Here is a 20,919-nt window from a genome sequence, read left to right on the forward strand (position 1 = left end):
GGGATCAATGAAGAGGTGTCAGGCGTCGACACGCAGGCGGAGCGCGCCGAAGCGCGCCTCGAAAGTGCGTGCGTCCAGCAGTTGGGCATCGCCTTCGCAGCGCGCGGCCAGCACGCGCAGGCGATTGCCGTCGGTCGCTTGCAGCCACAGCGCGCTGCCGTCGCTCGCCATCTGCAGTGCGTCCGGTGCCGCCGTGCCGTTCGATGAATCGGTGGCCTCGCGTCGCGTCCGTTCGATGAGCACGCGCCGCCCCTGGATTTGCAAGAAAGCGCAGGGATAGGGCGGCGCCAGGGCGCGCACCAGGTTGTGGATCTGCAGAGCGCTCGCCTGCCCGGGGATGCGCCCGTCCTCCGGCCGGCGGCCGCTGTAGTAGCGCCCCAGGGCCAGCTGCTGCGGCCGCTCCACCTGCGTACCGGCCAGCAGATCCGGCAGGCTGCGCGCCAGCACGATCTCGGCGGCCACCGTGACCTTGCCGAACACGTCGCGCGCGGTGTCGTCGGCGAGGATGGGCACGGCGCACTGGTCGACGATGGCGCCGTTGTCGGGCTTCTCGTTCATGCGATGCAGCGTCGCACCGGTCTCGCGCTCGCCGTGAATGACCGCCCAGTTCACCGGCGCGCGGCCCCGGTAGCGCGGCAGCAGCGAGCCGTGCATGTTGAAAGCGCCGCGCCGCGGCAGGCTCAGCCATTCGCGCTTCAGCATCTGCCGGTAGTAGAACGAGAACACGAAGTCGGGCTGCATCGCTCGCGCGGCTTCGAGCAACGCCGGCTCGTGGGGATCGGCGGGCGCGACGCAGCGCAGGCCGTACTCGGCGGCGACCGAGGCGACGCTTGCGAACCAGATCGTTTCGCCGGGCGAGTCGACATGGGTGACGACCAGCGGAACCTCGACGCCGGCGTCGAGCAGCACACGCAGGCAGCGAACGCCGACATCGTGATACGCGAACACGATTGCGCGCGCGGCGGGCCGGATGCCGCTCATGGCTTGCGCTCCAGGATCGCGTTGATCACGTAGCGCGGTCGCGCCCGGACTTCCTGGTAGATGCGGCCGACATACTCGCCGAGCAGCCCGATGCCGAACAGCGCGAGCCCGACCAGCAGGAACAGCAGCGCGAACAGCGTGAACAGGCCGCCCTCCTCCGGTCCCAGCAGGAGCCGTCGCCCGGCCAGTATCAGGAACAGCAGGCCGGAGAGCAGCGAAACGACGATGCCGAGCATCGAGAAAGCCTGCAACGGCACCAGCGAGAAGCCGGTGACGAGGTCGAAGTTGAGCCGGATCAGGCTGTACAGCGAGTACTTCGATTCGCCGGCGTGGCGCGCTTCGTGGCCCACCGTCACCTCGGTCGGATTTTTTGCGAACTGGTAGGCCAGCGCCGGGATGAAGGTGTTCATCTCGTTGCACTGGTTGATCAGCTGCACCACGTTGCGGCTGTAGCCGCGCATCATCGAGCCGTGGTCGGTCATCACGATGCCCGTCAGGCCATGGCGCAAGCGATTCATGGCCATAGAGGCCCAGCGGCGCCAGGCGGAGTCCTGTCGGTCGCGACGGATCGAGCCCACGCAGTCGTGCCCGCGCTCCATCGCCTCGATCAGGAGCCGGATGTCCTCGGGCGGGTTCTGCAGGTCGGCGTCGATCGTGACGACATGCTCGCCGCGGCAATGCTCGAAGCCGGCCAGGATCGCGCGGTGCTGACCGTAGTTGCCGTTCAGCAGGATCACGCGCGTGACATCAGGGCGGCGTTCGAACTGCGCGGCCAGCAGCGCCGCCGAGCGGTCGCGGCTGCCGTCATCGATGAACACCACTTCATAGTCGATGCCGAGGGCATCGAGCGCCGGATAGAGCCGCGCGAAGAGCGCCGCCAGCCCGGGCTCCTCGTTGTAGACCGGGATCACGACACTCAGCGCCGTCTGGGCGGCCATGTCGAGCGGCTGGGGCTCCGCAAAGTGGATCGCATCGTGCGTCGTCATCGCTTGCCTCGGATTAGCGCAGTGCAAGCTGCCGCGACGGTCACGGCCGCGCAGACGCGGTCCACGTCGGTGTCGGCCATGGCCGGGAACAAGGGAAGCGTCACGGTCCGCGCGCCGATGTCTTCGGCCACCGGGAAATCGCCGCGCGCATGCCCGCGGTTTCGGAACAGAGCGAACAGGTGCATCGCGGGGTAGTGGACGCCGACGCCGATGCCCTGGGCGCGCATGGCGGCAATGAAGTCGCCCCGGCGCGCCGCGAGCCTGCGCGGCAGCAAGGGCTGGAACATGTGCCAGTTGCCGTGATGCGCCGCGTCGCCCGGCGGCAGCTCGAAACCGAGCGAGGCATCCCAGCGCTCGAAGTAGCGTTCGGCCAGTGCGCGGCGGCGCGCAGTGAAACCGTCGACCTGGCGCAACTGGCCGAGCCCGATGGCAGCGGCCACATCGGTGAGATTGGCCTTGCTGCCCCAGGCCTCGACCTCCATGCCTCCGTCGGGCAGGCGAGTCACTCCCTGGAGCCGGAGCTTTTCGAAACGGCGCGCCTCCTCCTCGTTGTTGAGCACGAGGCAGCCGCCTTCGGCGCAGGTGAGGTTCTTGTTGGCGTGGAAGCTGAAGGACACCAGGTCACCAAAGCTGCCGATCGCGCGGTTCCCCCATCGGGCACCGAAGGACTGCGCCGCATCCTCGATCACCCGCAGGCCGTGGCGACCGGCCAGGGCATGGAGGCGATCGCGATCGACCGGCAAGCCGGCCAGATCGACAGGCATCAGCGCCCGGGTGCGCGAGGTGATGGCGGCCTCGACCCGATCGAGATCGATGTTGCGGGTGGCTGCTTCAGCATCCACGAACACCGGCGTCGCGCCGACGGCGAGCACCACGTTGGCGGTGGCCACCCAGCTCAGCGGCGTGGTGACGACCTCGTCGCCCGGGCCGATGCCGCACAGCCGCAGCGCCAGTTCCAGCGCCGCGGTGCCCGAGTTGACAAGCCGGACTGGCCGGCCGCCCAGGCGCTCCGACAGGGCGTCCTCGAGCGCCTGGCATTGCGGGCCCGTGGTGATCCAGCCCGAACGCAGCACCTCGCCCACCTCCGCGATCGTGCGCTCGTCGATGGAGGGCCGGGTGAAGGGCAGGAAAGGCCGTGCGCTCACGACGTGCTCCCGCTGCGCGCCACCAGCACCACGCCGACGATGATCACGCCGATGCCGAGCCAGCGCTGGGGATTGACGTCTTCGCCGAAGAGCCACCAGGCCAGCCCCGCATTGAGCACATAGCCAATCGACAGCATAGGATAGGCAATGCTGACGTCGACGCGCGACAGCGCGACGATCCACACGACGACGCTGACCACGTAGCAAGCCAGCCCGCCCAGGATGGACGGATGCTGCGCGAGCCCGATCGCCGTTCGCCAGAGGGCCGGCGCACCGGCCGAGAGCGAGATCTGTCCGGCGCTGCCGGCCCCGGCCTTCAGCAACAGTTGAGCCACCGCATTGAGCAGCACGCCGCTGAGGACCCAGACGAAGTCGACCGCCTTCATGGCTTCATCACGACGAGTCGCCTCGGGTCTTCGAACACGATGCGCATCGGTACGCCGCGCTGCTGCAGTTCGACCCATGTCGGCTTGCTCATGTAGGCCGCCGCTTGAGGAAGAGACCGCCAGCGGTCCATGAACTCATCGAGCGTTCCGATCGACAGATCGGGCTCCCGCTGCTGGCCAAGGGCGAACTCATCCCGGTAGTCGACCAGGACCACGTTGCGCCGGAGGTAGAAAGGCAGGGTCTGGTCATAGGTGCGAACGGCGAACACGGGGGTGGCGGGATCGACGAGCGGCCGCAGAACGGCGGCCAGATGAGCGGCGCTCTTGAGCTGGCCGTACCCGTTGTGCGCCTGCAGCACCACCGTGGTCGCCATGAAGTGGCCCAGTGCCAGGCTAAGCACCGCCGCGGTGACCCGGCGATGGCCGAGATGCCACCAGGCGATCGCGGCGCCTGCCAGGAACAGCGCGGCCCCCACGCGCGCGGCCGAGGCCAATGGCATCAGGACTTCGGCAGGCGTGCCGGCCGACGCAAAGCGGCCGCTCTGTATCTGTATGGAAACCAGCGAGGCAATGATCCACGCGAGCGTCGGTGCCAGCAGGTGCCAGCGCAGGGCGGACGGGTGCGCGTTGCGCAATTGCAAGGCGAACAGCAGGGCCAAGGCCGGGAACATCGGCAGGATGTACGACGGCAGCTTGGAGCCCGACGCACTGAAGAACACGAGCACGAACACGGACCACACGATCAGCACATGGCGGGCCGTGATCGGGTCGGATTCGCGATCGGCGTCGAGCTTGTTCTTCCGCAGCAACCAGGGCAGCCCGCCGGTCCACGGCAACAGGCCGACCAGCAGCAGCGGCAGGTAATACCACCACGCCCCTTCGTGGCGGTGGACCTCGGTCAGATAGCGCGCGAAATGCTCATGGATGAAGAAGAACTCCGCAAAGCCCGGGTTTCGCAGTGACACCAGCACGAACCAGGGCGCCGCGATGGCGAAGAAGATCAACAGGCCCGACACCCAGTGCATGCCGCGCCACAGCCCGAAGTCGCGTCGCCACAGGCTGACCAGCAGCAGCACGGCGCCGGGGATCACGACACCCACCAGTCCCTTGCTCAGCACGGCCGCCGCCATGGCGGCCCAGGCGAGCCATATCCAGCCGCGGCGCGCGCGCGCATTCGAGCGCTCGCTGCCGGCGATCAGCACGGCGCACAAAGTCAGCGTGAGGAAAAAGGTCAAGCCGGCGTCGAGCGTCAGGAAGTGGCTGTTGACGACGATCCAGGTTGTCGACGCGGCGATCGCCATAGCACGGATACCCGCCTCCCGGCCCCACAGGCGTGCGGCCGTGAATCCGACCATCAACACCGTCAGGAAGCCCGCCAGCCCGGGCCAAAGGCGTGCCGCAAATTCCGTGATACCGAACCATTGGAAGCTGAGCGCTCCGATCCAGTATTGCAGGGGGGGCTTCTCGAAGTAGAGCAGTCCGTTCAGGCGTGGGGTGACCCAGTCGCCGCTGCGTGCCATCCCAAGCGCCAGTGTGGCGTAGCGCCCTTCGTCCGGATGAATCAATGAACGGGTCGCCAGGCTGCCGAACCAAGCCAGCGCCAGAAGCCCGATCATCAAACCGGGCCAGAGCCACGCCATCGGGCTGTTGTGCGCGCGCGGCGAGGCGGCATGAGAGCCGCTCGTAGAAAGGTGGACCCGGCGCTTCAAACTCAGCATGGCGCGATGCTAGGTTTCACTTATGAAGGCAAGCTGAACAAGGTACTCAGCTTGATGGTTTTGTGATTGACGCCCAGCGCTGATGCAACGACGGCCAAGTCCGATCACGACGTTCGATCACCCGTGAACGGTCCGGGCGCCGACAATGGAACGCTGGTGGAACCACATCTTCAAGCGCTGATCGGCTATTTTTTGGAGCACCCGCAACTGGCGCTCGGCGCGGTGTTCGCGGCGGCCTTGCTCGAGGCGCTGGCGGTGATCGGTACGGTCGTTCCGGGCAGTTCAATCGTCTTCGTCGGTGGCATGCTCGTCGGACTCCAGGCGCTCGATCCGGCGTGGACGGCAGTTGCCGCAGTGAGCGGTGCGGTCGCCGGCGACAGCATCAGCTTCTGGCTCGGCCGCCGCCATCGGGATCGGATTCGCGCGCTGTGGCCGATGAAGGCCTATCCCGCTCTTTTCGATCGTGGGCAAGCGTACTTTGCGAAGAATGGCGGCAAGAGCGTTTTTCTCGCACGCTTTCTCGGCCCGCTGCGAGCCATCGTGCCGGTTATCGCCGGCATGTCGGGCCTGCAGGCCCCGCAGTTCTACGTGTTCAACGTCCTGTCGGCGTTGGTGTGGGCAGCGGCTCACCTCGCTCCCGGTTTCCTATTTGGTGCCTCGCTCCAACTGGCCGGTGCCGTGAGTTCACGGCTCGCCGTCCTGGTGATCCTCGTCGCCGGCGCCCTGTGGCTCGTAGCTTGGGTCGTCGCCTTCCTGCATCGCCAGGCACGGCCGCGCATCGGAGGCTGGCGAGATCGCGCTGTGGCCTGGGCCAGCACAAGATCGAACTCGCCCGCGCGCATCGTGATGTCCCTGTTCGATCCCGCCCGAGCCGAGTCGAAGGTGCTGCTGGTCACCGCGTTGCTGCTGTTCGGCAGCACCTGGCTGTTCCTCGGCGTGCTCGAAGACGTGCTGTCCAACGACCCGCTCGTGCAGGTCGACCGGCGCGTCTACACAATGCTGCAGACGCTTCGCACGGCCTGGGGCGACAGCGTCATGGTGGCCATCACCGAATTGGGCAGTGCCCCCGTCGTGATTTCCGTCATTGGCGCTGTCTCGTTGTGGCTGGCAGCAAAGCGCTGCTGGCGCACGCTGGGGTATTGGCTGGCGGCCGCCGGTTTTGCCCAGTTGCTCGTCTGGACGCTGAAGTTCACTCTCGGTCGCGCGCGACCGACCGAGATCTACAGCGGGATCGATCCCTTTTCGTTTCCGAGCGGCCATGCCGCGATGAACATCGTGGTCTACGGCTTCCTGGCCTTCCTGCTGGCGCGGGCCAAACCGGTCGGAACGAAGATCGCCATCACGATGTCGGCCGCGATGGTGATTGCGCTGGTCGCGTTCTCACGGTTGTACCTGGGCGCTCACTGGTTCTCGGACGTGCTCGCCAGCTTGAGTCTGGGTCTTGCCTGGGTGGCGTTGCTGAGCATCGCCTACCTCAACCATGTGCGACATGAGAGGGTGTCTGCCTTGCCGCTGTCGATGGTGGTCGGGATGACCTTGGCGCTCGTCGGTGGTTGGGTTGTCGGCGAATATCACCACGCCGATCTGGCGCAGTACGCCTACCTCCCACGAAGCGACACGGTACCTGTCGCCGACTGGCGAGCGGAGGGATGGCGTGGTCTTGCCTCTGCCCGAACCGACCTCGGGGGCGACGCCGAAGAGCCGTTTTCGGTTCAATGGGCAGGCCCGGCGGAGGAGGTCGGGGGCGTTCTGAACCGCGCGGGATGGCATGTCCCCCCGCCCTGGGCCGCGAAGACGGCGCTGCTGTGGTTGTTGCCGGACACGCCGATCGAACAGCTCGCCGTGTTGCCGAAGCTCGACCATGGCGAAGCGCAAGGGATGACGTTCATGAAAGCGCTGAACGCCGACGAACGCATCGTGCTGCGTCTGTGGCCGTCGCCCTATGTCGTCGACAACGTCGGAGCAGGGCCGCCGCGCCCGTTGTGGATCGGCATGGCAACCATCGAGCGCCTGCGGCGTCCTGCCGGCTTGATCACGCTCGCCGTAACAGAAAACGATTTCGCGGCCCCGCTGCGGCGGCTCGCTCAGGATGTTCGCGCTCAACAGGGCTCGGCGCACCTGAGGGAACGGACCGGTCGGATCGTCCTGCTGGTCTGGTGAGCTGCGCACTCGGAGGCGTTGCCGAAGCGACCGCATTGATCGTGGAGAGCCCAAGCGCCAGGACACGCGAACTCATGTGCCATGCGTCGCCAGCAAGGCCATCAAACGAAATCAACGCCCTGGTCGAATCATCCCTCTGGCGTGCCCACCGCGGCCGCCCTGCGGCGACGTGTCACTCTCCGAACCAGAATCTGAACCACAGGGCGAGCGCTGCGAGAATGACGCACAGAATCACATCCTCGTTTCTGACTTGGATCCACGCGATCGCGTGCCTGAGCCAATGATCCCCTCGGACGCAACTTGCATCCCAGACGTTTGCAGGAACCAGGTGGATCGCCGCCCAGGACAATCCAGCCAACATGACCAGGTCGTCCAGATAGCTCGGCAGCGGCAGCAACTCCGGTGTCAGGTCGATCGGCAGCGCTGCATAGAGGACAACGACAAGCGCGATGGCCTTGGCCGATCGCGGCGTCTCCCGGTGAAATCCTGCCGGCCACAGCGCAATGAGATTGCGTGCCGCGCGGAAGGCCCATGTTCTGATGCGCTCGATGTTCATCGCCGTTGCATTTTGCACGTTACCGCAGCCATTGCCAAAGGGCCACCGCGAAGCCGATCCAGATCGCGACGATGAGCACGGCGCCCCATACGCTGCGCGGTTTGCCGTTGTCCCGGCTCATCCACGCCGCCGCTTGTGCGCGGCATTCCTCAACCACGTCCGGGGGCAACATCCGGATCGCCACCCAGATCAACGCGGGCAGCAGCAGCGCATCGTCCACATAGCCGAGGATGGGGATGAAGTCCGGGATCAGATCGATGGGACTCAGGGCATAGGCGACGACGAACGCACCAAGGGCCTTTGCGGCCCAGGGCGTGCGTTGATGTCTGCAAGCGAACCAGAGCATCACGGCGTCACGCTTGAGGCGCTTGGCCCAGGCACCTAGAACCTGAAACAGGCTCGGGTTGTCTTTCTCGCGCGCCTGAACGCGCCCGTCCTCATGGTTCATGCATCACCTTCGTCGAAATCACAGATTCGATTCTAAGCTGCTACAGTTGCGATGTAACCACCGCTACATTAGCAATGAATCCGAACAAGTACTCGTCCTGGCTTCTCCTGACCTACAAGGTGCCCGCCGAGCCGAGCAAATTGCGGGTCGGCATCTGGAGGCGCATCCGCGGCATGGGCGCCGTCTACCTGCAGAACAGCATCTGTGTACTGCCCACCAGCAGCGAGCACCAGCGTCAGCTGCGCACGGTGCAAAGCGATATCGAGCAAGCGGGCGGCGAAGCGGTGATCTTCGAAACGCACGCGCTCGACGCCAAGCAGGAGGAGCGTGTCGTGGCCTATTTCAAGCGCGACCGCGAGCAGGACTACGAGGAGTTTCTCGAAAAGTGTGACGACTACAAGAAGGAGATTGAGAAAGAGGTTCAAGCTGGCCACTACAGCTTCGCCGAGATCAAGGAGAACGACGAAGACCTGAAGAAGCTCAAGAACTGGCTCGAGCGCATCAAGGTCGTCGATTTCTATGGCGCGCCGGCGCGCACGACGGCCGAACAACAGCTGGTTGAGTGCGAGGCCTTGCTGGAGAACTACGCCAACGAAGTATTCGAGCGTGAGCAGAACGCGAAGGTCGTTCTGACGACACGGCCCGCAGCTGCAAAGAAAGCGACCGCAAAGCGGCCTGCCAAGCGAGATGCCAAGCCCTGAGTGGGTCCAACCCCCATCACGCCTGACATGCCCTATGAGAGCAATGCTGCGCCGGAACCCATGACCACAAGAAGCAGCAGCACCCTGCGTCAAATTCCGGCCGGCATTTGGGTGCTCGGCTTTGTCAGCATGCTGATGGACATCTCGTCGGAAATGATCCACAGCCTGCTGCCGATGTTCATGGTCTCGACCTTGGGCGCCAGCGCTTCGGCGGTCGGTCTGATCGAAGGGCTGGCCGAGTCCACGGCGCTGATCGTCAAGGTCTTCTCGGGGGCGCTTAGCGACTATCTCGGCAAGCGAAAAAGGCTGGCCGTGTTTGGCTACGCCTTGGGGGCACTGTCCAAACCGCTGTTCGCGCTGGCCCCTACGATCGGCATTGTGCTGACGGCCCGGCTGCTGGATCGGGTCGGCAAGGGGGTGCGCGGTGCACCCCGTGATGCCTTGGTCGCCGACATTGCGCCGCCGCACTTGCGCGGCGCCGCCTTCGGGCTGAGCCAGTCGATCGACACCGTGGGGGCCTTCCTCGGTCCGCTGCTGGCGGTGGGCTTGATGCTGCTCTGGGCCAATGATTTCCGGGCCGTCTTCGGGGTGGCAGTGGTCCCGGGCTTGATGGCTGTCGCACTGCTCTTGTTCGGCCTTCGGGAGCCGAAACATCACCAGGCTGAGAAGCGGACCAATCCAATCCGCCGAGAAAACCTGAAGCGGCTTGGCCCGCCGTATTGGTGGGTGGTGGGAATCGGTGCCGTGTTCACGCTGGCGCGGTTCAGCGAGGCATTCCTGGTGCTGCGAGCACAGCAAGGCGGCATTGCGGTCGCTCTGGTGCCCCTCGTGATGGTAGCGATGAACCTGATCTACGCGCTGTCGGCCTATCCCTTTGGGAAGCTCTCCGACCGCATGAGCCACACCAAATTGCTGGCGCTCGGCCTGGCCGTGTTGATCGCGGCCGACGTCGTGCTCGCCACCAGCGATCAATGGTGGGTCGTGTTGGCAGGCGTCGCCCTGTGGGGTGTGCACATGGGCATCACGCAAGGCTTGCTAGCCACCATGGTGGCGGATACCACGCCCGCAGATTTGCGCGGCACCGCCTACGGGTTTTTCAACCTGGTGAGCGGAGCGGCGATGCTGGTCGCCAGCGTGGTCGCCGGGCTGTTGTGGGATCGACTCGGGGCGTCGGTCACGTTCTATGCCGGCGCAACCTTTTGCCTGCTCGCGCTGGCGGGTTTGGCGTGGCAACCGGTCGCGCGGGCGGCCAAGGCCTGACGTGCGATTTTTTTCCACTGGCGAGATGCCCCTCTTCTGTGTGATTGAGCGAAGCGGGGGGAGTTGATCAGTGTCGAGAGGGCTGCTCAATTAAGGCGACGGGCCGGCTCGTCCAGACTGAAGCCGGCCGAAAACGACGAACTGGATTCGGGCCACATCGGCGGTACGCAGCCAACCCCGCCGTCCGGTGCAGGCCGCTCACGCCTTGTAGCTCTGCCCGTCGCCGTCCTGCGAGCTGGCGCAGGTGCGGCCTCGCATCGTCTGTGACGGCAATTCTCCGAACAGCGCCTTGTACCGCTGAGCAAAGTGGCTCAGATGGTTGAATCCTCTGTCTGCGGCCGCCTGCGCAATGTTCAGGTCCACCGCTCGTGTCGACATCAACTGCCGACGCACGGCGTTCAGCCTCACACAGCGCAGATAGTGCACAGGCGTCGCGTCGGCGACCTGCCTGAAGCTGTTCTGCAAGGTGCGCCGGCTCGTGCGAAGGCGCAGGCACAGTTCCTCTACGCTAGGTGGGGAATCCCCGCTGCCTGCCACCATCCGATGGCATTGCGCGACGATGAAACTGGCCGAAGCGCTCCCAACGGGCTGCCTCGCGTCGGCGGCACCATCGAACAGTTCGCAAAGCGCTTCAAACACGCCGCGGGACACTGACTGGTCGTTGATCGCTTCCGACTTGCATGGATCGGTTGTCGACGTCTCATCGAACAACGAAAGAAGGTCGTACCGCAATCGCTGCATCGCGCGACCCGGGGCTCGCAGCACGGAGCGGGACAGTAGAGCCCGGGCGCCCGGTGCCCACGGCCGTTCGTCAGACAGGCGACGAAATTCGTCGAGCTCGAACGTCACCGCCATCAGCTCCATCCCTTTCGGCCGTTGTAGCGTGAACTCGTCGCCGCCGCGAAGAACGACGACGCTGTCCTCGTGCATTTCGTGCCCTTGCATTCGGGGCGTTCCAGCGAACTTCCCAAGTGGGATCGCGAAGCAGATCTTGCCGTTGGGTAGACAGCCCTGTTGAATAACCCGCTCACTCATCCACTTGCGAAAGACATGGATGCTGTCCGTCGTCACCTCGGCGAGCGAACTGTGCATGGCCCCCGGCGATACTTGCAGATAGCGTTGATTCCACTCCGGCGCCGAGGCGCCATGCACGTGGAAGTCGTCGAATACGTCCAGTTTGAGTGTCATGCGGTGTTCGGTGGCGGCGCTGCAATCGAAGAATAGCCTAGACTGGGACGCTGTGTCGCTTTGCCGATTTGGGCTAACGGAGCAGGGCGCTCGCGCTTCATAATTTGCGCACCTTCTCAGGCGAGGACTCTTTCCAGATGTGGACACGACGCATTTCACGCCTCTTGGCGCTCGTGCTGGCGTTGACTCTCGCAGCCTGTGCGTCAGCGACCGAATCGCCCTCCCGCAAACCCGAAGGACAGACCGTCATGAACGTGGAACAGATCAAGGAGGCCCTCGTCGGTGATTGGGCCAGCATCGCCCCGGAGGTCCGCCCGAGCGCCAGCAAGAATCCCGACGGCACGCTGAAGCCGTTCTATCTGAAGCGTGAATTCAAGTACTTGGCCGGGGATCGATTCGAGCTGAACATCGTCAATTCGGCAGACCCGAACGGTGCGGTGCCCATCGCCCGAATCGCCATCCGGGGTCACATGATCTGGCGCGGCCCTCACTCGATCGCTCCAGGGGCGCAAAAGGTGGACTTCGTCGCTGACGAGGGATACGAGGTCGCGCCGCTGATCCAGGGGTTTGCCGATCTGCTGAATCAGGTGGCCGCCACTGGCTACGGAAAGTGGCAAGTCAACGACACGCAAAGTGTGTTCGGCAAGGCGTTTCCCCCGTTCGGGTTGACCGAAGGGAAGAACTTCATGGAATTCGATCTCGTCTACCTGAGCCACGACATGCTGTTCTGGGGCGCGCGCAACGTGGACGGTCGTGGGTTCGACAAGGAAGAGAACCGGCCGACGAACCTGCAGATCCCGCTTGCGCGCAAGTAGGTCTGGAGAACGAAAGTGAGTCTGTCCATCGAAGCGAGAAACAAAGCTCTGGTCCTCGAGGCCTTCGACGCATTGTTCAACCAGCGCGACTACGCGAAGGCCGAACGCTACTGGTCGCCGAACTACATCCAGCACAGTGCTCACATTTCGCCGGGCCGCGACGGGCTTTTCAACCTGATCAGGAGCCTGCCGGCGTCGCTGCGCTACGAGCCGGGGCTGATCATGGCCGAGGGCGACTACGTCATGATCCACGGCCGCTTCTGGGGTGAACACCGTCCGGTGAACTGGATCGGGGTGGACATCCTGCGCATCGCCGACGGCGTGCTGGCCGAGCACTGGGATGTGCTGCAGGACGAGGCGACTCGGGCCGAATCGAAGAGCGGGCTGCCGATGTTCGGCGACGAGTTCCTTGCGTGAGCCTCAGCCTTCGACGCCGACTTCGATGGCGTCGACCCGATCCGGGTAGAACGCCAGGTATTCGCAGATGGCCGATACGGCGGCATACGGACTTTCGTAGGTCCAGGCGGCGTCGACCGAGCGTTCCCCGCCGGCCGGAATGCTGTAGTAGGCGCAGTCGCCCTTGTAAGGACAATTCGTCTGATGCGAGCTCCGTTGCATTTGCGTCATATCGACGTCCTTGCGGGGGATGTATTGCACTGCTGGATAGCCCGCCTCCTTCAGGGTCAGGGCCTCGCGGGTGTCAGCAACGCGTTTGCCGTTCACGGCGACCGTGACCCGGCCTTTCGTCGGCGTGATGGTGATCGGATGATCCGGTCCCGGAATCTTGGTGAGCTTGCTGTTCATCTCTTCAACTCCTGAAGGTGATCTTTGGAGACCTCTCGCTCCGAGGGATCAGGCGGCGGCGCTGGGACGACTGGACACGATCTCGTACCAGCGCTTCAGCGCCACGTGATCCGCCGCCACGGACAACTCGAGCGCCTTGGCAAAGTCCACCGTCACCAGGGCGGTAATGTCCGCGGCGGAGTAGCGCTCGCCAGCAACGAAGGGCACCTGCGCGAGCCGCTCGTTCAGATCAGCGAAGAAGTTCTTCACGCGCAGCGCACTGCGCTCGACCAGCGCTGGAATCTGCTCGTAGTCGTGCGGCCCGGCGATGGCGCGGCCCTTCAACGCGGCAATCCTGTTGCGCACGCCCTCCATCACCGCCGCGAAGCCTTCCAGCTCGGCGCGCCGCTCCCACATCGCGATCAGACCCTTGTACTTGGGCGTGGCGCCCAGCAAGAGCTTCTCGGGAAAGGCCTCGTCGAGATAGCGCATGATTGCCGGCACCTCGCCGATGGCGGTGCCATCCCCAAGCACCAGGGTTGGCACCACCCGGCGTGGATTGATCGCCCGGTAGGCTTCCGAGGACTGCTCACCCTTGCCGAGGTCGACAGCGACAAGTGGAACCTGCAAGCCCTTTTCGGCAAGAAGAATTCGCACGCGCCGCGAATTCGGCGAGGCGAGGGATTGGTAGAGCTTCAGGGTATCGGGGGTCATGGCGGTAATCGAAAGCGAATGCACCGAGGAGCCTTACTCGGACAGGAAGTCCGAGACGTGGCGGACGAAGCGCCCCGGGTACTGGTACTGCGAACCGTGATTGGCATCCGGGTAGATGATCAACTGAGCGTTGGGGATGTTCTGCTGCAGGATCCAAGAGTTGATCGAGTAGATGATCACGTCGTTGTCGCCGTTCACTACCAGCGTCGGTTGCAGAATGGTCTTGAGGTACTCATAGGAATCCTCACGCTGCACGCCCCACTTGCCGATTGCTTCGACCTGGGCGGGCGCCACTTTCTCGTTCACTGCGGGATCGCGGTTTTCGGTGCGGCGGAGGAAGCGCTTCAGGAATTCGCGGCCCGCGGCCTGGCTGGCTTCCGAGTCGGTGAAGTGGACCTTCAGCCAGATCTCCTCCGGCACCTCGTAGGTGGCACCGAAGATCTGTTGCGCTTCCGGCGTGAGAGTCCCCATGTTCTGGCCGCCGCGCGGTCCGGTGCCGACCAGCACCAGGCGCCGGACCAGCTCAGGGGCCTGCAGCGTGATCTCCTGGGCGACGAAGCCGCCGATCGAGAAGCCGAGCACATCCACTTGCTTCAGTCCCAGCGCCTTGATGAAGGCGATGGCGTTGGCGCCCATCTCCTCGAACGTGGTCGGCACTTCGCCCGAGCTGCTGGAAACGCCCGCGTTGTTGAACAGGATCACTTCTCGATCCTTGGCCAAGCCGTCGATCACGGCAGGATCCCAATGGTCCATCGTGCCGGTGAAGTGCTGGTTGAAAACCAGCGGCACGCTGCCGGTCTTGCCGAAGCGGCGGAAGGCGAACCGAAAACCTGCCGCGTCCACGAACTGAGTCGGCGCGGTCTGGTGGGTGTGCTGGGTCATTGAGAATCCTTCTGGCGGCGGCACTCGAGCCGACACGCGAAGCAGTCAGCGGCTCTTACCGCCATCGACGTTGAGGACATGGCCGGTGATGAATGAAGCTTGGTCCGACGCGATGAAGACGATCGCATCGGCAAGCTCTTCCGAGCGACCGAGGCGCGCCATCGGAACAGTCGTCACCAGAGCCGCCTTGTTCTCCGGCGTGCCCGTAAAGCGGGTCAACATGCCGGTGTCCGTGGGACCAGGCGCTACGCCGTTCACACGGATTCCAGACTTGGCGATCTCGAGCGCCACCGACTTGGTGATACCTTCGACGGCGTGCTTGCTGCCGACATAGATTGAGGCCCCCGCCGCACCCTCGTGCCCGTAGGTCGATGAGATGTTGACGATGCTGCCGCTGCCCTGCTCTTGCATGACGCGCACTTCGTGCTTCATGCTCAGGATCACGCCGAGAACATTCGTGTCGAACGTCGCGGCGTAGCTTTCGGCGGTCTGGTCCGTGATCGGGCCCCCGTGGCCTTCGGTGCCAGCGTTGTTCACCGCGACGTCGATGCGGCCAAACCGTGCGACGGTCTTGTCGACCAGAGCGCGGACCTCGTCCTCCTTGCGGACGTCGGCGTTGATGAATTCGGCCTCCGAACCGAGCGAGCGCAGCTCCTTGACGAGTGCCTTGCCGACCTCGTCACGCCGACCGGCGACGACCACCTTCGCGCCTTTCCTTGCAAACGCGACAGCCGCGGCGCGGCCGATACCGGTCAGCGCGCCGGTGACGAGAACAACGGGTTGATTCATGACTATCTCCTGTGAGGTAAGACTGTTGCCGCAGGCCGGGTGACCGAGAGCCGTTCTGTGCCAAGACACCGCTCATCACGCCGCCATGAGGGGTAATCTAGGGACTCGTGGCCCGAAAGAAAAAGACTTCGTAAGCTGGGGGGCATACCTTTCAGGCATGGGGTGGCTATGGAGTTGAGGCACTTGCGTTATTTCGTGGCCGTGGTCGAGGAAGGCAGCCTGACGACAGCCGCCGAGCTCCGGCTCCACACCTCCCAGCCTTCGCTGAGCCGGCAGATTCGCGACTTGGAGTACCAGGTCGGGGCCGAGCTACTGTCTCGCAGCGTTCATGGCGTCGAGCTGACCGCCGCAGGCACGGCCTTTCTCGTCCATGCGCGGCTGGCGCTGACCCAGGTCGAAGCCGCAGTGGAAGCGGCGCGCAGAGCGGCACAGCCCGCGAGAAAGACGTTCGCGATCGGCTTTCAGACCGGTCATGAGATGAACTGGCTGCCGCAGGCCATGCATGTGCTGCGCGACGAACTGAAGAGCATCCAGGTCACGATCTCGAGCGACTATTCGCCGGACCTCGCAGAGGCGCTCGTCCGAGGTCGGCTCGACGTGGCCTTCCTGCGCGTCGAACCGACCTTCGACTTGGGCTACGAGGTGGTGGACCACGAGCCGCTGATCGTCCTGATGCCGAGCGACCATCGCCTCACCAGCCGCGAAGCGATTCACCCGCGGGAATTCGTCGGCGAGATCTTCATCGGCGGTTCGAACAAAGCCAGCGTGCTTCGCGCCGTGACCGAGGATTACCTGCGGCGCTCGGGAGTGGATATCAAGCTCGACCACGGCGTGGACAACATGGCGATGGCCATGTCTCTTGTTGCGTCGACGCGCGGGTTGGCGCTTATGCCCGCCTATGCGAAGAACCTGCTGCCTTGGTCCGTGGTCAGCCGTCCGCTGGAGGGCGAAGCGCCAACGATCGATCTGGCCGTGGGCTACAGCAAAGCGAACACCTCGCCGATTCTCAAACTGTTCCTATCGCGCCTCGACGAACTCGCGGGGCCGAACCGGAAGCACTGACGCCGCGCCGACAACCCACCCGGCGCGGGCGACGGCTTTCTGGCCACGAATCCAGCGATGCGACCTACCGGTTTGGGCCCGTTGCAGTCGTTCGTGATCGCACAAAGCGGTCGCTCGACGTAGTAGCTGCCATTCACGTTACCTCGAGCAACACGTGGTCGGGAATAGGCGCGCGGCCGCGCTTGTTTGAGGATCCCTGGGCGCAGTCAAGATCCCCAGAGATATGGCCGCCTGAGACAACCCGGTCATGCTGCACGCTCGAAAGGTTTCACCCGAAACGATCCACGCGCCAGATGAAATTTCAGGTTCGTTTCAGGAACAGCGCGTACGTTCGTTCCGAAACATGCTGCGCTCACCCATTTTCCTGATTGCGCTGTTGGCCCCCAATATCGGGGCGCACACGGGCACGCTCCCCCCGCAAACACACGCGGTTCGCGATCGTGCGCCCGAAACGACCACGGCTGAAGGTGCGGCGTCGGCGTTGCAGGAGGCTCAGGATCTGCTTAAGGCTCGACGGTATCGCGACGTCCTGATCCGGCTGCGTGAAGTCGACGGCGCCAGCCGGGCATCCATCGACACCTTCGAGGTCGAGCAGCTTCGTGCCTTGGCAGCGAACGCGACCGGCGATCTTGCGTCAGCAGCGCGCGCCTACGAAATCATGTTGGCGTCGCCTCATTTGGCGCCGGCCGATCGGCTGCCGACGATGCGCACGCTGATCGGCGTGCACTACCAGCGCCATGATCACGCCCAGGTCATCGCCTGGGCCACGCGCTACCTGAAGGAAGGTGGGGCCGATTCGCAGGTGGGCGCCTGGCTGGCGCAAGCCTACTTCGACAGCGGCGACTTCGCCAATGCGGCACGCGAGCTGCAGCGGGGGCTGCTCGTTGCCGAGCGTTCGGGCCAGGCCCCGTCGGAGGAGCAGCTGTTGCTGCTGCAGAGGAGCTACACGCAGCTCGGTGATGCCAGCGCGGTGTCATGGACGCTCGAAAAGCTGCTGGTCCACCATCCGCGCAAGCGTTACTGGTCCGAGCTGCTCGACCGGCTCGAGAACCGCATCGACATCGGCCACCGCCTCACGCTGGATGTGCTGCGCCTGCGGTGGTTGACCGGCACGATGCGCGCTCCGGGCGACTACGCCCAGATGGCGACGCAGGCGCTGCAGGCGGGCTTTCCCGCCGAAGCGGTGAAGGTACTCGAGCAGGGCTTCGCCGGGGGCGCACTCGGCAAGGGTGCGCAGGCGCGCGAGCACGAGGCGCTGCGTGCGAAGGCGCTGCGCCAGCAGGCTGAGTCGCGGCAGACGCTGGCCCGGCCCGATGCCGCAGCCGCGGCGACGGCCGCGCGCGATGGCATTTGGCTGCACAACCTCGGCTTCGCCTACGTGACGCAGGGCGATTTCGCAAAGGGTCTGGCGCTGATGGAGCAGGGCATGCGCAAGGGCGGCATGGGCGAGAAGCCGCAGGATGCAAAGCTACGCCTGGGCATTGCCTACCTTCTCGCCGGCCAGAAGGACAAAGCGATTGAGACACTGAAAAATACCGGCGGCGTCCATGGTGCGGCCGACCTCGGCCGGATCTGGGCGATCTACGCGCGCACGGCGGGCAGCTCGACCATCACCTGAAGGCCGGTGCCCGGCGGACCGGCAGGATGCGCGCTGATCGTGCCGTCATGCAGGCCCACGATGCTGCGGCAGATCGCCAGCCCGAGGCCGGTGCCACGGTCCTCCTTCTCGTCGGCGCTGTTGTCGACGAATCGGACGAAGCGCTCGAACACGCGCTCGCATTGCTCGGGCGTCAAGCCCGGGCCCTGGTCCTGGAGGCTCAGCTGCCAAACGCCCCGGTCGAGGCGGGAGATCAGGCGTATCGGTGCGCCCGGCGGCGACACCCGGATCGCATTGACAAGCAGGTTCAGCAGCACCTGCCGCATCCAGCGCTCGTCGAAGGGTACCTCGCCCTGTCCCTCGTGCGACCACTCGAAGCGCAATCCCTCGTGCTCCGCGAGCGCTTGTGCATCCTGCGCAAAGCCGTGCAGGAAGCCGTCCGGATCGTGGGGCTCCAGCTCGAGCTGCATCACGTGCGCGTCGGCACGCGACAGCAGTAGCAGGTCCTCGATGATGCGTGTCAAGCGTTCGATCTCCTCCAGCTGGTCCTGCACGGCCTCGCGGTGCCGTGCAGGCAGCGACTCGTCGCCGATCATTCGCTCGGCTTGCAGCCGGATCAGCGATAGCGGCGTCTTCAGCTCGTGAGAGGCCTCTGCGGTGAAGCGGCGGATTTGAACGAAGGTCGTCTCGAGCCGGTCAAACATTTGATTAAGTAGGCGCGCGACATCGGACACCTCATCGCGCACATCGGCGACCGCGATGCGTTCACCCAGGTTGTCCGAGCTGATGCGCAAGGCCGCGTCGCGGATCAGCCGCACCGGCGCGAGGATCAACCGGCTCAAGCCAGCGCCGATGAGCAGGCTGACCGCCAGCATCGCCACCACCAGCGCAGCGCACACCTTCACGTAGCTGGCCATCACCTCGTTCACCTGCGCCAGCGGCGTGGCGACCATCACCACGAACGGCTTCATGTAGAACTCGGCTGCGCGCACATCGCCGACCTCGGGAATCCTGACGCTGAACTGCTCGGCGCCCGCAACGTCGGGAATGTCGTGGCCGTTCAGGTTCGTCGAGCGAAAGATCGCGTTCTGCTTGGGCAGGCGGATCAGGATGTAGAACAGCGTCGATGCCGACTCGGTCGTCTCGCGGATGCGCATCTCGATGAAGGGCTCGCTGAGCGTCTCGTATTCGGGTCCGAGGCGCGAGGCGATCTGCTGGAACTCCGCGCGGTTCAGCAGGTCCAGCCCGTGCAGCAGGTTGCGTTCGAGCAGCGCATAGCCGGCGACGAACAGCACGGCCAGCGTCGCCGTCGCGGCGCCGGCATACCACAGCGCAATGCGTGCGCCGATCGACCTCATGTGAACTGGTAGCCGACTCCGCGCACCGTCTTGAAGCGGCTCTTGCCCGGCACGACATCGAGCTTGGCGCGCAGGCGGCTCATGTAGACGTCGAGCAGGTTGGTGTCGACGTCGTAGTGCGAGGCCCAGATCTTCTCGGCGATCATCGTGCGGGGCAGGATGCGGCCCTGGTTCTGCATGAAGATCTCGAGCAGCGCGTACTCGCGGCTCGTGAGCTCGATCGGCTTGCCCTCGAGCTTGACCGTGCGGCTCAGAAGGTCGAGCTCGATGCCGTCGTGCTCGAGCACCGACTTCTTCACGCTGGCCTGGCGCCGCACCAGCGAGCGGACGCGCGCCTGCAGCTCGTCGAGGCTGAAGGGCTTGGGCAGGTAGTCGTCGGCGCCGAGGTTCAAACCCTTCACGCGGTCCTCGACCGTGTCGCGGGCGCTCAGGATCAGCACCGGCTCGTTGAAGCCGCTGTCGCGCCAGCGGCGCAGCAGGTCGAGCCCGTCGCCGTCGGGAAGGCCGAGGTCGAGCACGATCGCGTCGACAGTGGTCTGCGCCAGCGCGTCGTTGGCTTCGGCGCAGCTGCGCGCCCATTCGACGGTGTAGCGGCACTCGATCAATCCCTGCTTGAGGAACTGGCCGAGGCGCGCCTGGTCCTCGACGATCAAAACCTTCATCTCGCACTCCTGGGAACACTCGTCGGCCCGATGTTCCGCCGCCCGGCGCAATTGGTCATCGGTGACAACCAGCAGGGACCTGAACGCATTTTCAGAATGCGTTTAGTTCGGATTCAGAACGCGCTCCTAACCTTGGTGCACTGTTCAACCACCACCCCACCACCCCACCATGAGACTGCTCAGGAAGATCACCCTTGCCGCCGCCCTCGGCGTCTTAGCCGCCGCCGCGGCGCTTGCCGCCGAGCCCGCGGCCATCCAGAAGAACTGGACGGCGCCGATGCACAAGATGCTGGCGCAGGCGCTCGTCGACGACGTGATGGCCAGCCATCCCGAGCTGCTGAGCCTGACGCTGCAGGGCGAGCCGCCCGGACACAAGGGCGTCTACACGATGTTCGCCGGCTCCTTTCCCGACCGCATCGGCAAGGTGTCGTCTGCCGTCGACGTGCTGGTCATCACGAAGGGCTACACGATCCTCGATCCGCGCTGGAACCAGGATGACAACCCGCGCAAGTCGACCTACCTGATGCCGCTGCGCGACAAGGCGGGCCAGAACGTCGGGCTGGCGGTGGTCGTGTTCAAGAACCCGGTGGGCACGAACAGGAGCGAGAAGGAGTTCTTCCTCGCCGCCTCCGAGATCCGCGACAAGCTGGCGCAACGCATCCCGAACCACGCGGCGCTGTTCGCGCCGGCTGCGCAGCCCTGACACGCCACCGCTTTCATCCCCTCCA

Annotated in this window: 22 protein-coding genes; 8 read left to right on the top strand and 14 right to left on the bottom strand. The window is 64.9% G+C overall.

Annotation, left to right across the window (positions count from 1 at the left end; translation table 11 throughout):
- Window positions 1-18: 18 nt before the first annotated feature.
- Genes ACSQ9I_RS37575 through ACSQ9I_RS37595 form a run of 5 tightly spaced genes read right to left on the bottom strand, consistent with a single transcriptional unit; the run spans window position 19 to window position 5,216 of the window.
- The gene (locus ACSQ9I_RS37575; protein WP_436316997.1) at window positions 19-981 is read right to left on the bottom strand and encodes a formyltransferase; all 963 of its coding nucleotides are present in this window, start codon (window positions 979-981) and stop codon (window positions 19-21) included.
- A complete protein-coding gene (locus tag ACSQ9I_RS37580) occupies window positions 978-1,919 on the bottom strand; it encodes a glycosyltransferase (protein ID WP_436317122.1) in 942 nt (313 codons plus the stop codon). Before ACSQ9I_RS37580 ends, ACSQ9I_RS37575 begins: the two co-directional genes overlap by 4 nt.
- 44 nt (window positions 1,920-1,963) lie before the next feature.
- Window positions 1,964-3,112 (bottom strand): DegT/DnrJ/EryC1/StrS family aminotransferase, encoded by a 1,149-nt coding sequence (locus tag ACSQ9I_RS37585; RefSeq protein WP_436316998.1) that lies wholly within the window; start codon window positions 3,110-3,112, stop codon window positions 1,964-1,966.
- Entirely contained in the window at window positions 3,109-3,498 is a 390-nt protein-coding gene (locus ACSQ9I_RS37590; RefSeq protein WP_436316999.1) for an SMR family transporter, read from the bottom strand. Before ACSQ9I_RS37590 ends, ACSQ9I_RS37585 begins: the two co-directional genes overlap by 4 nt.
- Window positions 3,495-5,216: a glycosyltransferase family 39 protein gene (locus ACSQ9I_RS37595; RefSeq protein ID WP_436317000.1), complete on the bottom strand. Its 1,722-nt coding sequence runs from the start codon at window positions 5,214-5,216 to the stop codon at window positions 3,495-3,497. The genes ACSQ9I_RS37590 and ACSQ9I_RS37595 overlap by 4 nt, the downstream gene beginning before the upstream one ends.
- A 123-nt stretch (window positions 5,217-5,339) precedes the next feature.
- On the opposite strand from ACSQ9I_RS37595, the gene ACSQ9I_RS37600 reads away from it, so the two are divergent.
- Window positions 5,340-7,376 carry a VTT domain-containing protein gene (locus ACSQ9I_RS37600; protein WP_436317001.1) on the top strand — a complete coding sequence of 679 codons (2,037 nt, stop codon included), beginning with the start codon at window positions 5,340-5,342 and terminating at the stop codon, window positions 7,374-7,376.
- A 172-nt stretch (window positions 7,377-7,548) separates the two neighbouring features.
- Here ACSQ9I_RS37600 and ACSQ9I_RS37605 read toward each other — a convergent pair whose 3' ends face one another.
- Both ACSQ9I_RS37605 and ACSQ9I_RS37610 read right to left on the bottom strand, forming a co-directional pair.
- Entirely contained in the window at window positions 7,549-7,932 is a 384-nt protein-coding gene (locus ACSQ9I_RS37605) for a YkvA family protein (RefSeq protein WP_436317002.1), read from the bottom strand.
- Window positions 7,933-7,951: 19 nt separating this feature from the next.
- Window positions 7,952-8,380 (bottom strand): YkvA family protein, encoded by a 429-nt coding sequence (locus tag ACSQ9I_RS37610; protein ID WP_436317004.1) that lies wholly within the window; start codon window positions 8,378-8,380, stop codon window positions 7,952-7,954.
- Window positions 8,381-8,454: 74 nt separating this feature from the next.
- On the opposite strand from ACSQ9I_RS37610, the gene ACSQ9I_RS37615 reads away from it, so the two are divergent.
- Entirely contained in the window at window positions 8,455-9,081 is a 627-nt protein-coding gene (locus tag ACSQ9I_RS37615) for a Chromate resistance protein ChrB (RefSeq protein ID WP_436317005.1), read from the top strand.
- A gap of 60 nt (window positions 9,082-9,141) precedes the next feature.
- Complete coding sequence (locus ACSQ9I_RS37620; RefSeq protein ID WP_436317006.1) at window positions 9,142-10,341, top strand: MFS transporter; 1,200 nt, start codon at window positions 9,142-9,144, stop codon at window positions 10,339-10,341.
- 198 nt (window positions 10,342-10,539) lie between these two features.
- Here ACSQ9I_RS37620 and ACSQ9I_RS37625 read toward each other — a convergent pair whose 3' ends face one another.
- Window positions 10,540-11,529: a helix-turn-helix domain-containing protein gene (locus ACSQ9I_RS37625; RefSeq protein ID WP_436317007.1), complete on the bottom strand. Its 990-nt coding sequence runs from the start codon at window positions 11,527-11,529 to the stop codon at window positions 10,540-10,542.
- A gap of 248 nt (window positions 11,530-11,777) precedes the next feature.
- Here ACSQ9I_RS37625 and ACSQ9I_RS37630 point away from each other — a divergent pair, with 248 nt between their 5' ends.
- On the top strand, window positions 11,778-12,344 hold the full coding sequence (locus ACSQ9I_RS37630) for a hypothetical protein (RefSeq protein WP_436305511.1): 567 nt from the start codon (window positions 11,778-11,780) through the stop codon (window positions 12,342-12,344).
- A 15-nt stretch (window positions 12,345-12,359) separates the two neighbouring features.
- The gene (locus tag ACSQ9I_RS37635) at window positions 12,360-12,761 is read left to right on the top strand and encodes a nuclear transport factor 2 family protein (RefSeq protein ID WP_436317009.1); all 402 of its coding nucleotides are present in this window, start codon (window positions 12,360-12,362) and stop codon (window positions 12,759-12,761) included.
- 3 nt (window positions 12,762-12,764) lie between these two features.
- On the opposite strand, the gene ACSQ9I_RS37640 is transcribed toward ACSQ9I_RS37635, so the two are convergent.
- The 4 genes from ACSQ9I_RS37640 to ACSQ9I_RS37655 are packed head-to-tail and all read right to left on the bottom strand — an operon-like array spanning window position 12,765 to window position 15,512.
- Window positions 12,765-13,148, bottom strand: a complete 384-nt coding sequence (locus ACSQ9I_RS37640) for a DUF427 domain-containing protein (RefSeq protein WP_436317011.1) — start codon at window positions 13,146-13,148, stop codon at window positions 12,765-12,767.
- Window positions 13,149-13,196: 48 nt separating this feature from the next.
- Window positions 13,197-13,841: a glutathione S-transferase family protein gene (locus tag ACSQ9I_RS37645; protein WP_436317012.1), complete on the bottom strand. Its 645-nt coding sequence runs from the start codon at window positions 13,839-13,841 to the stop codon at window positions 13,197-13,199.
- Window positions 13,842-13,874: 33 nt separating this feature from the next.
- A complete protein-coding gene (locus ACSQ9I_RS37650; RefSeq protein WP_436317013.1) occupies window positions 13,875-14,723 on the bottom strand; it encodes an alpha/beta fold hydrolase in 849 nt (282 codons plus the stop codon).
- A gap of 45 nt (window positions 14,724-14,768) precedes the next feature.
- Entirely contained in the window at window positions 14,769-15,512 is a 744-nt protein-coding gene (locus tag ACSQ9I_RS37655) for an SDR family NAD(P)-dependent oxidoreductase (protein ID WP_436317014.1), read from the bottom strand.
- A gap of 168 nt (window positions 15,513-15,680) precedes the next feature.
- Between ACSQ9I_RS37655 and ACSQ9I_RS37660 the strand changes: the two genes are divergently transcribed.
- Window positions 15,681-16,574 carry a LysR substrate-binding domain-containing protein gene (locus tag ACSQ9I_RS37660; protein WP_436317015.1) on the top strand — a complete coding sequence of 298 codons (894 nt, stop codon included), beginning with the start codon at window positions 15,681-15,683 and terminating at the stop codon, window positions 16,572-16,574.
- A 247-nt stretch (window positions 16,575-16,821) separates the two neighbouring features.
- The gene (locus ACSQ9I_RS37665) at window positions 16,822-18,192 is read left to right on the top strand and encodes a tetratricopeptide repeat protein (protein ID WP_436317016.1); all 1,371 of its coding nucleotides are present in this window, start codon (window positions 16,822-16,824) and stop codon (window positions 18,190-18,192) included.
- Here ACSQ9I_RS37665 and ACSQ9I_RS37670 read toward each other — a convergent pair.
- Window positions 18,156-19,529 (bottom strand): sensor histidine kinase, encoded by a 1,374-nt coding sequence (locus ACSQ9I_RS37670; RefSeq protein WP_436317017.1) that lies wholly within the window; start codon window positions 19,527-19,529, stop codon window positions 18,156-18,158. The genes ACSQ9I_RS37665 and ACSQ9I_RS37670 overlap by 37 nt on opposite strands.
- Window positions 19,526-20,191: a winged helix-turn-helix domain-containing protein gene (locus tag ACSQ9I_RS37675; protein ID WP_436317018.1), complete on the bottom strand. Its 666-nt coding sequence runs from the start codon at window positions 20,189-20,191 to the stop codon at window positions 19,526-19,528. The genes ACSQ9I_RS37670 and ACSQ9I_RS37675 overlap by 4 nt, the downstream gene beginning before the upstream one ends.
- A gap of 169 nt (window positions 20,192-20,360) precedes the next feature.
- On the opposite strand from ACSQ9I_RS37675, the gene ACSQ9I_RS37680 reads away from it, so the two are divergent.
- Window positions 20,361-20,894 (top strand): hypothetical protein, encoded by a 534-nt coding sequence (locus ACSQ9I_RS37680; protein ID WP_436317019.1) that lies wholly within the window; start codon window positions 20,361-20,363, stop codon window positions 20,892-20,894.
- The last annotated feature ends 25 nt before the right edge of the window (window positions 20,895-20,919 follow it).

Origin of the sequence: Variovorax sp. LjRoot84, from assembly GCF_964254305.1 — a bacterium.
Classification (GTDB): Bacteria; Pseudomonadota; Gammaproteobacteria; order Burkholderiales; family Burkholderiaceae_C; genus Variovorax.

Bases quoted from the DNA above. Each gene is read 5' to 3' on its own strand.
- ACSQ9I_RS37575 (WP_436316997.1), bottom strand. From the start codon at position 981: ATGAGCGGCATCCGGCCCGCCGCGCGCGCAATCGTGTTCGCGTATCAC.
- ACSQ9I_RS37580 (WP_436317122.1), bottom strand. From the start codon at position 1,919: ATGGCCGCCCAGACGGCGCTGAGTGTCGTGATCCCGGTCTACAACGAG.
- ACSQ9I_RS37590 (WP_436316999.1), bottom strand. From the start codon at position 3,498: ATGAAGGCGGTCGACTTCGTCTGGGTCCTCAGCGGCGTGCTGCTCAAT.
- ACSQ9I_RS37595 (WP_436317000.1), bottom strand. From the start codon at position 5,216: ATGCTGAGTTTGAAGCGCCGGGTCCACCTTTCTACGAGCGGCTCTCAT.
- ACSQ9I_RS37605 (WP_436317002.1), bottom strand. From the start codon at position 7,932: ATGAACATCGAGCGCATCAGAACATGGGCCTTCCGCGCGGCACGCAAT.
- ACSQ9I_RS37610 (WP_436317004.1), bottom strand. From the start codon at position 8,380: ATGAACCATGAGGACGGGCGCGTTCAGGCGCGCGAGAAAGACAACCCG.
- ACSQ9I_RS37615 (WP_436317005.1), top strand. From the start codon at position 8,455: ATGAATCCGAACAAGTACTCGTCCTGGCTTCTCCTGACCTACAAGGTG.
- ACSQ9I_RS37620 (WP_436317006.1), top strand. From the start codon at position 9,142: ATGACCACAAGAAGCAGCAGCACCCTGCGTCAAATTCCGGCCGGCATT.
- ACSQ9I_RS37625 (WP_436317007.1), bottom strand. From the start codon at position 11,529: ATGACACTCAAACTGGACGTATTCGACGACTTCCACGTGCATGGCGCC.
- ACSQ9I_RS37630 (WP_436305511.1), top strand. From the start codon at position 11,778: ATGAACGTGGAACAGATCAAGGAGGCCCTCGTCGGTGATTGGGCCAGC.
- ACSQ9I_RS37640 (WP_436317011.1), bottom strand. From the start codon at position 13,148: ATGAACAGCAAGCTCACCAAGATTCCGGGACCGGATCATCCGATCACC.
- ACSQ9I_RS37645 (WP_436317012.1), bottom strand. From the start codon at position 13,841: ATGACCCCCGATACCCTGAAGCTCTACCAATCCCTCGCCTCGCCGAAT.
- ACSQ9I_RS37650 (WP_436317013.1), bottom strand. From the start codon at position 14,723: ATGACCCAGCACACCCACCAGACCGCGCCGACTCAGTTCGTGGACGCG.
- ACSQ9I_RS37655 (WP_436317014.1), bottom strand. From the start codon at position 15,512: ATGAATCAACCCGTTGTTCTCGTCACCGGCGCGCTGACCGGTATCGGC.
- ACSQ9I_RS37660 (WP_436317015.1), top strand. From the start codon at position 15,681: ATGGAGTTGAGGCACTTGCGTTATTTCGTGGCCGTGGTCGAGGAAGGC.
- ACSQ9I_RS37665 (WP_436317016.1), top strand. From the start codon at position 16,822: ATGCTGCACGCTCGAAAGGTTTCACCCGAAACGATCCACGCGCCAGAT.
- ACSQ9I_RS37670 (WP_436317017.1), bottom strand. From the start codon at position 19,529: ATGAGGTCGATCGGCGCACGCATTGCGCTGTGGTATGCCGGCGCCGCG.
- ACSQ9I_RS37675 (WP_436317018.1), bottom strand. From the start codon at position 20,191: ATGAAGGTTTTGATCGTCGAGGACCAGGCGCGCCTCGGCCAGTTCCTC.
- ACSQ9I_RS37680 (WP_436317019.1), top strand. From the start codon at position 20,361: ATGAGACTGCTCAGGAAGATCACCCTTGCCGCCGCCCTCGGCGTCTTA.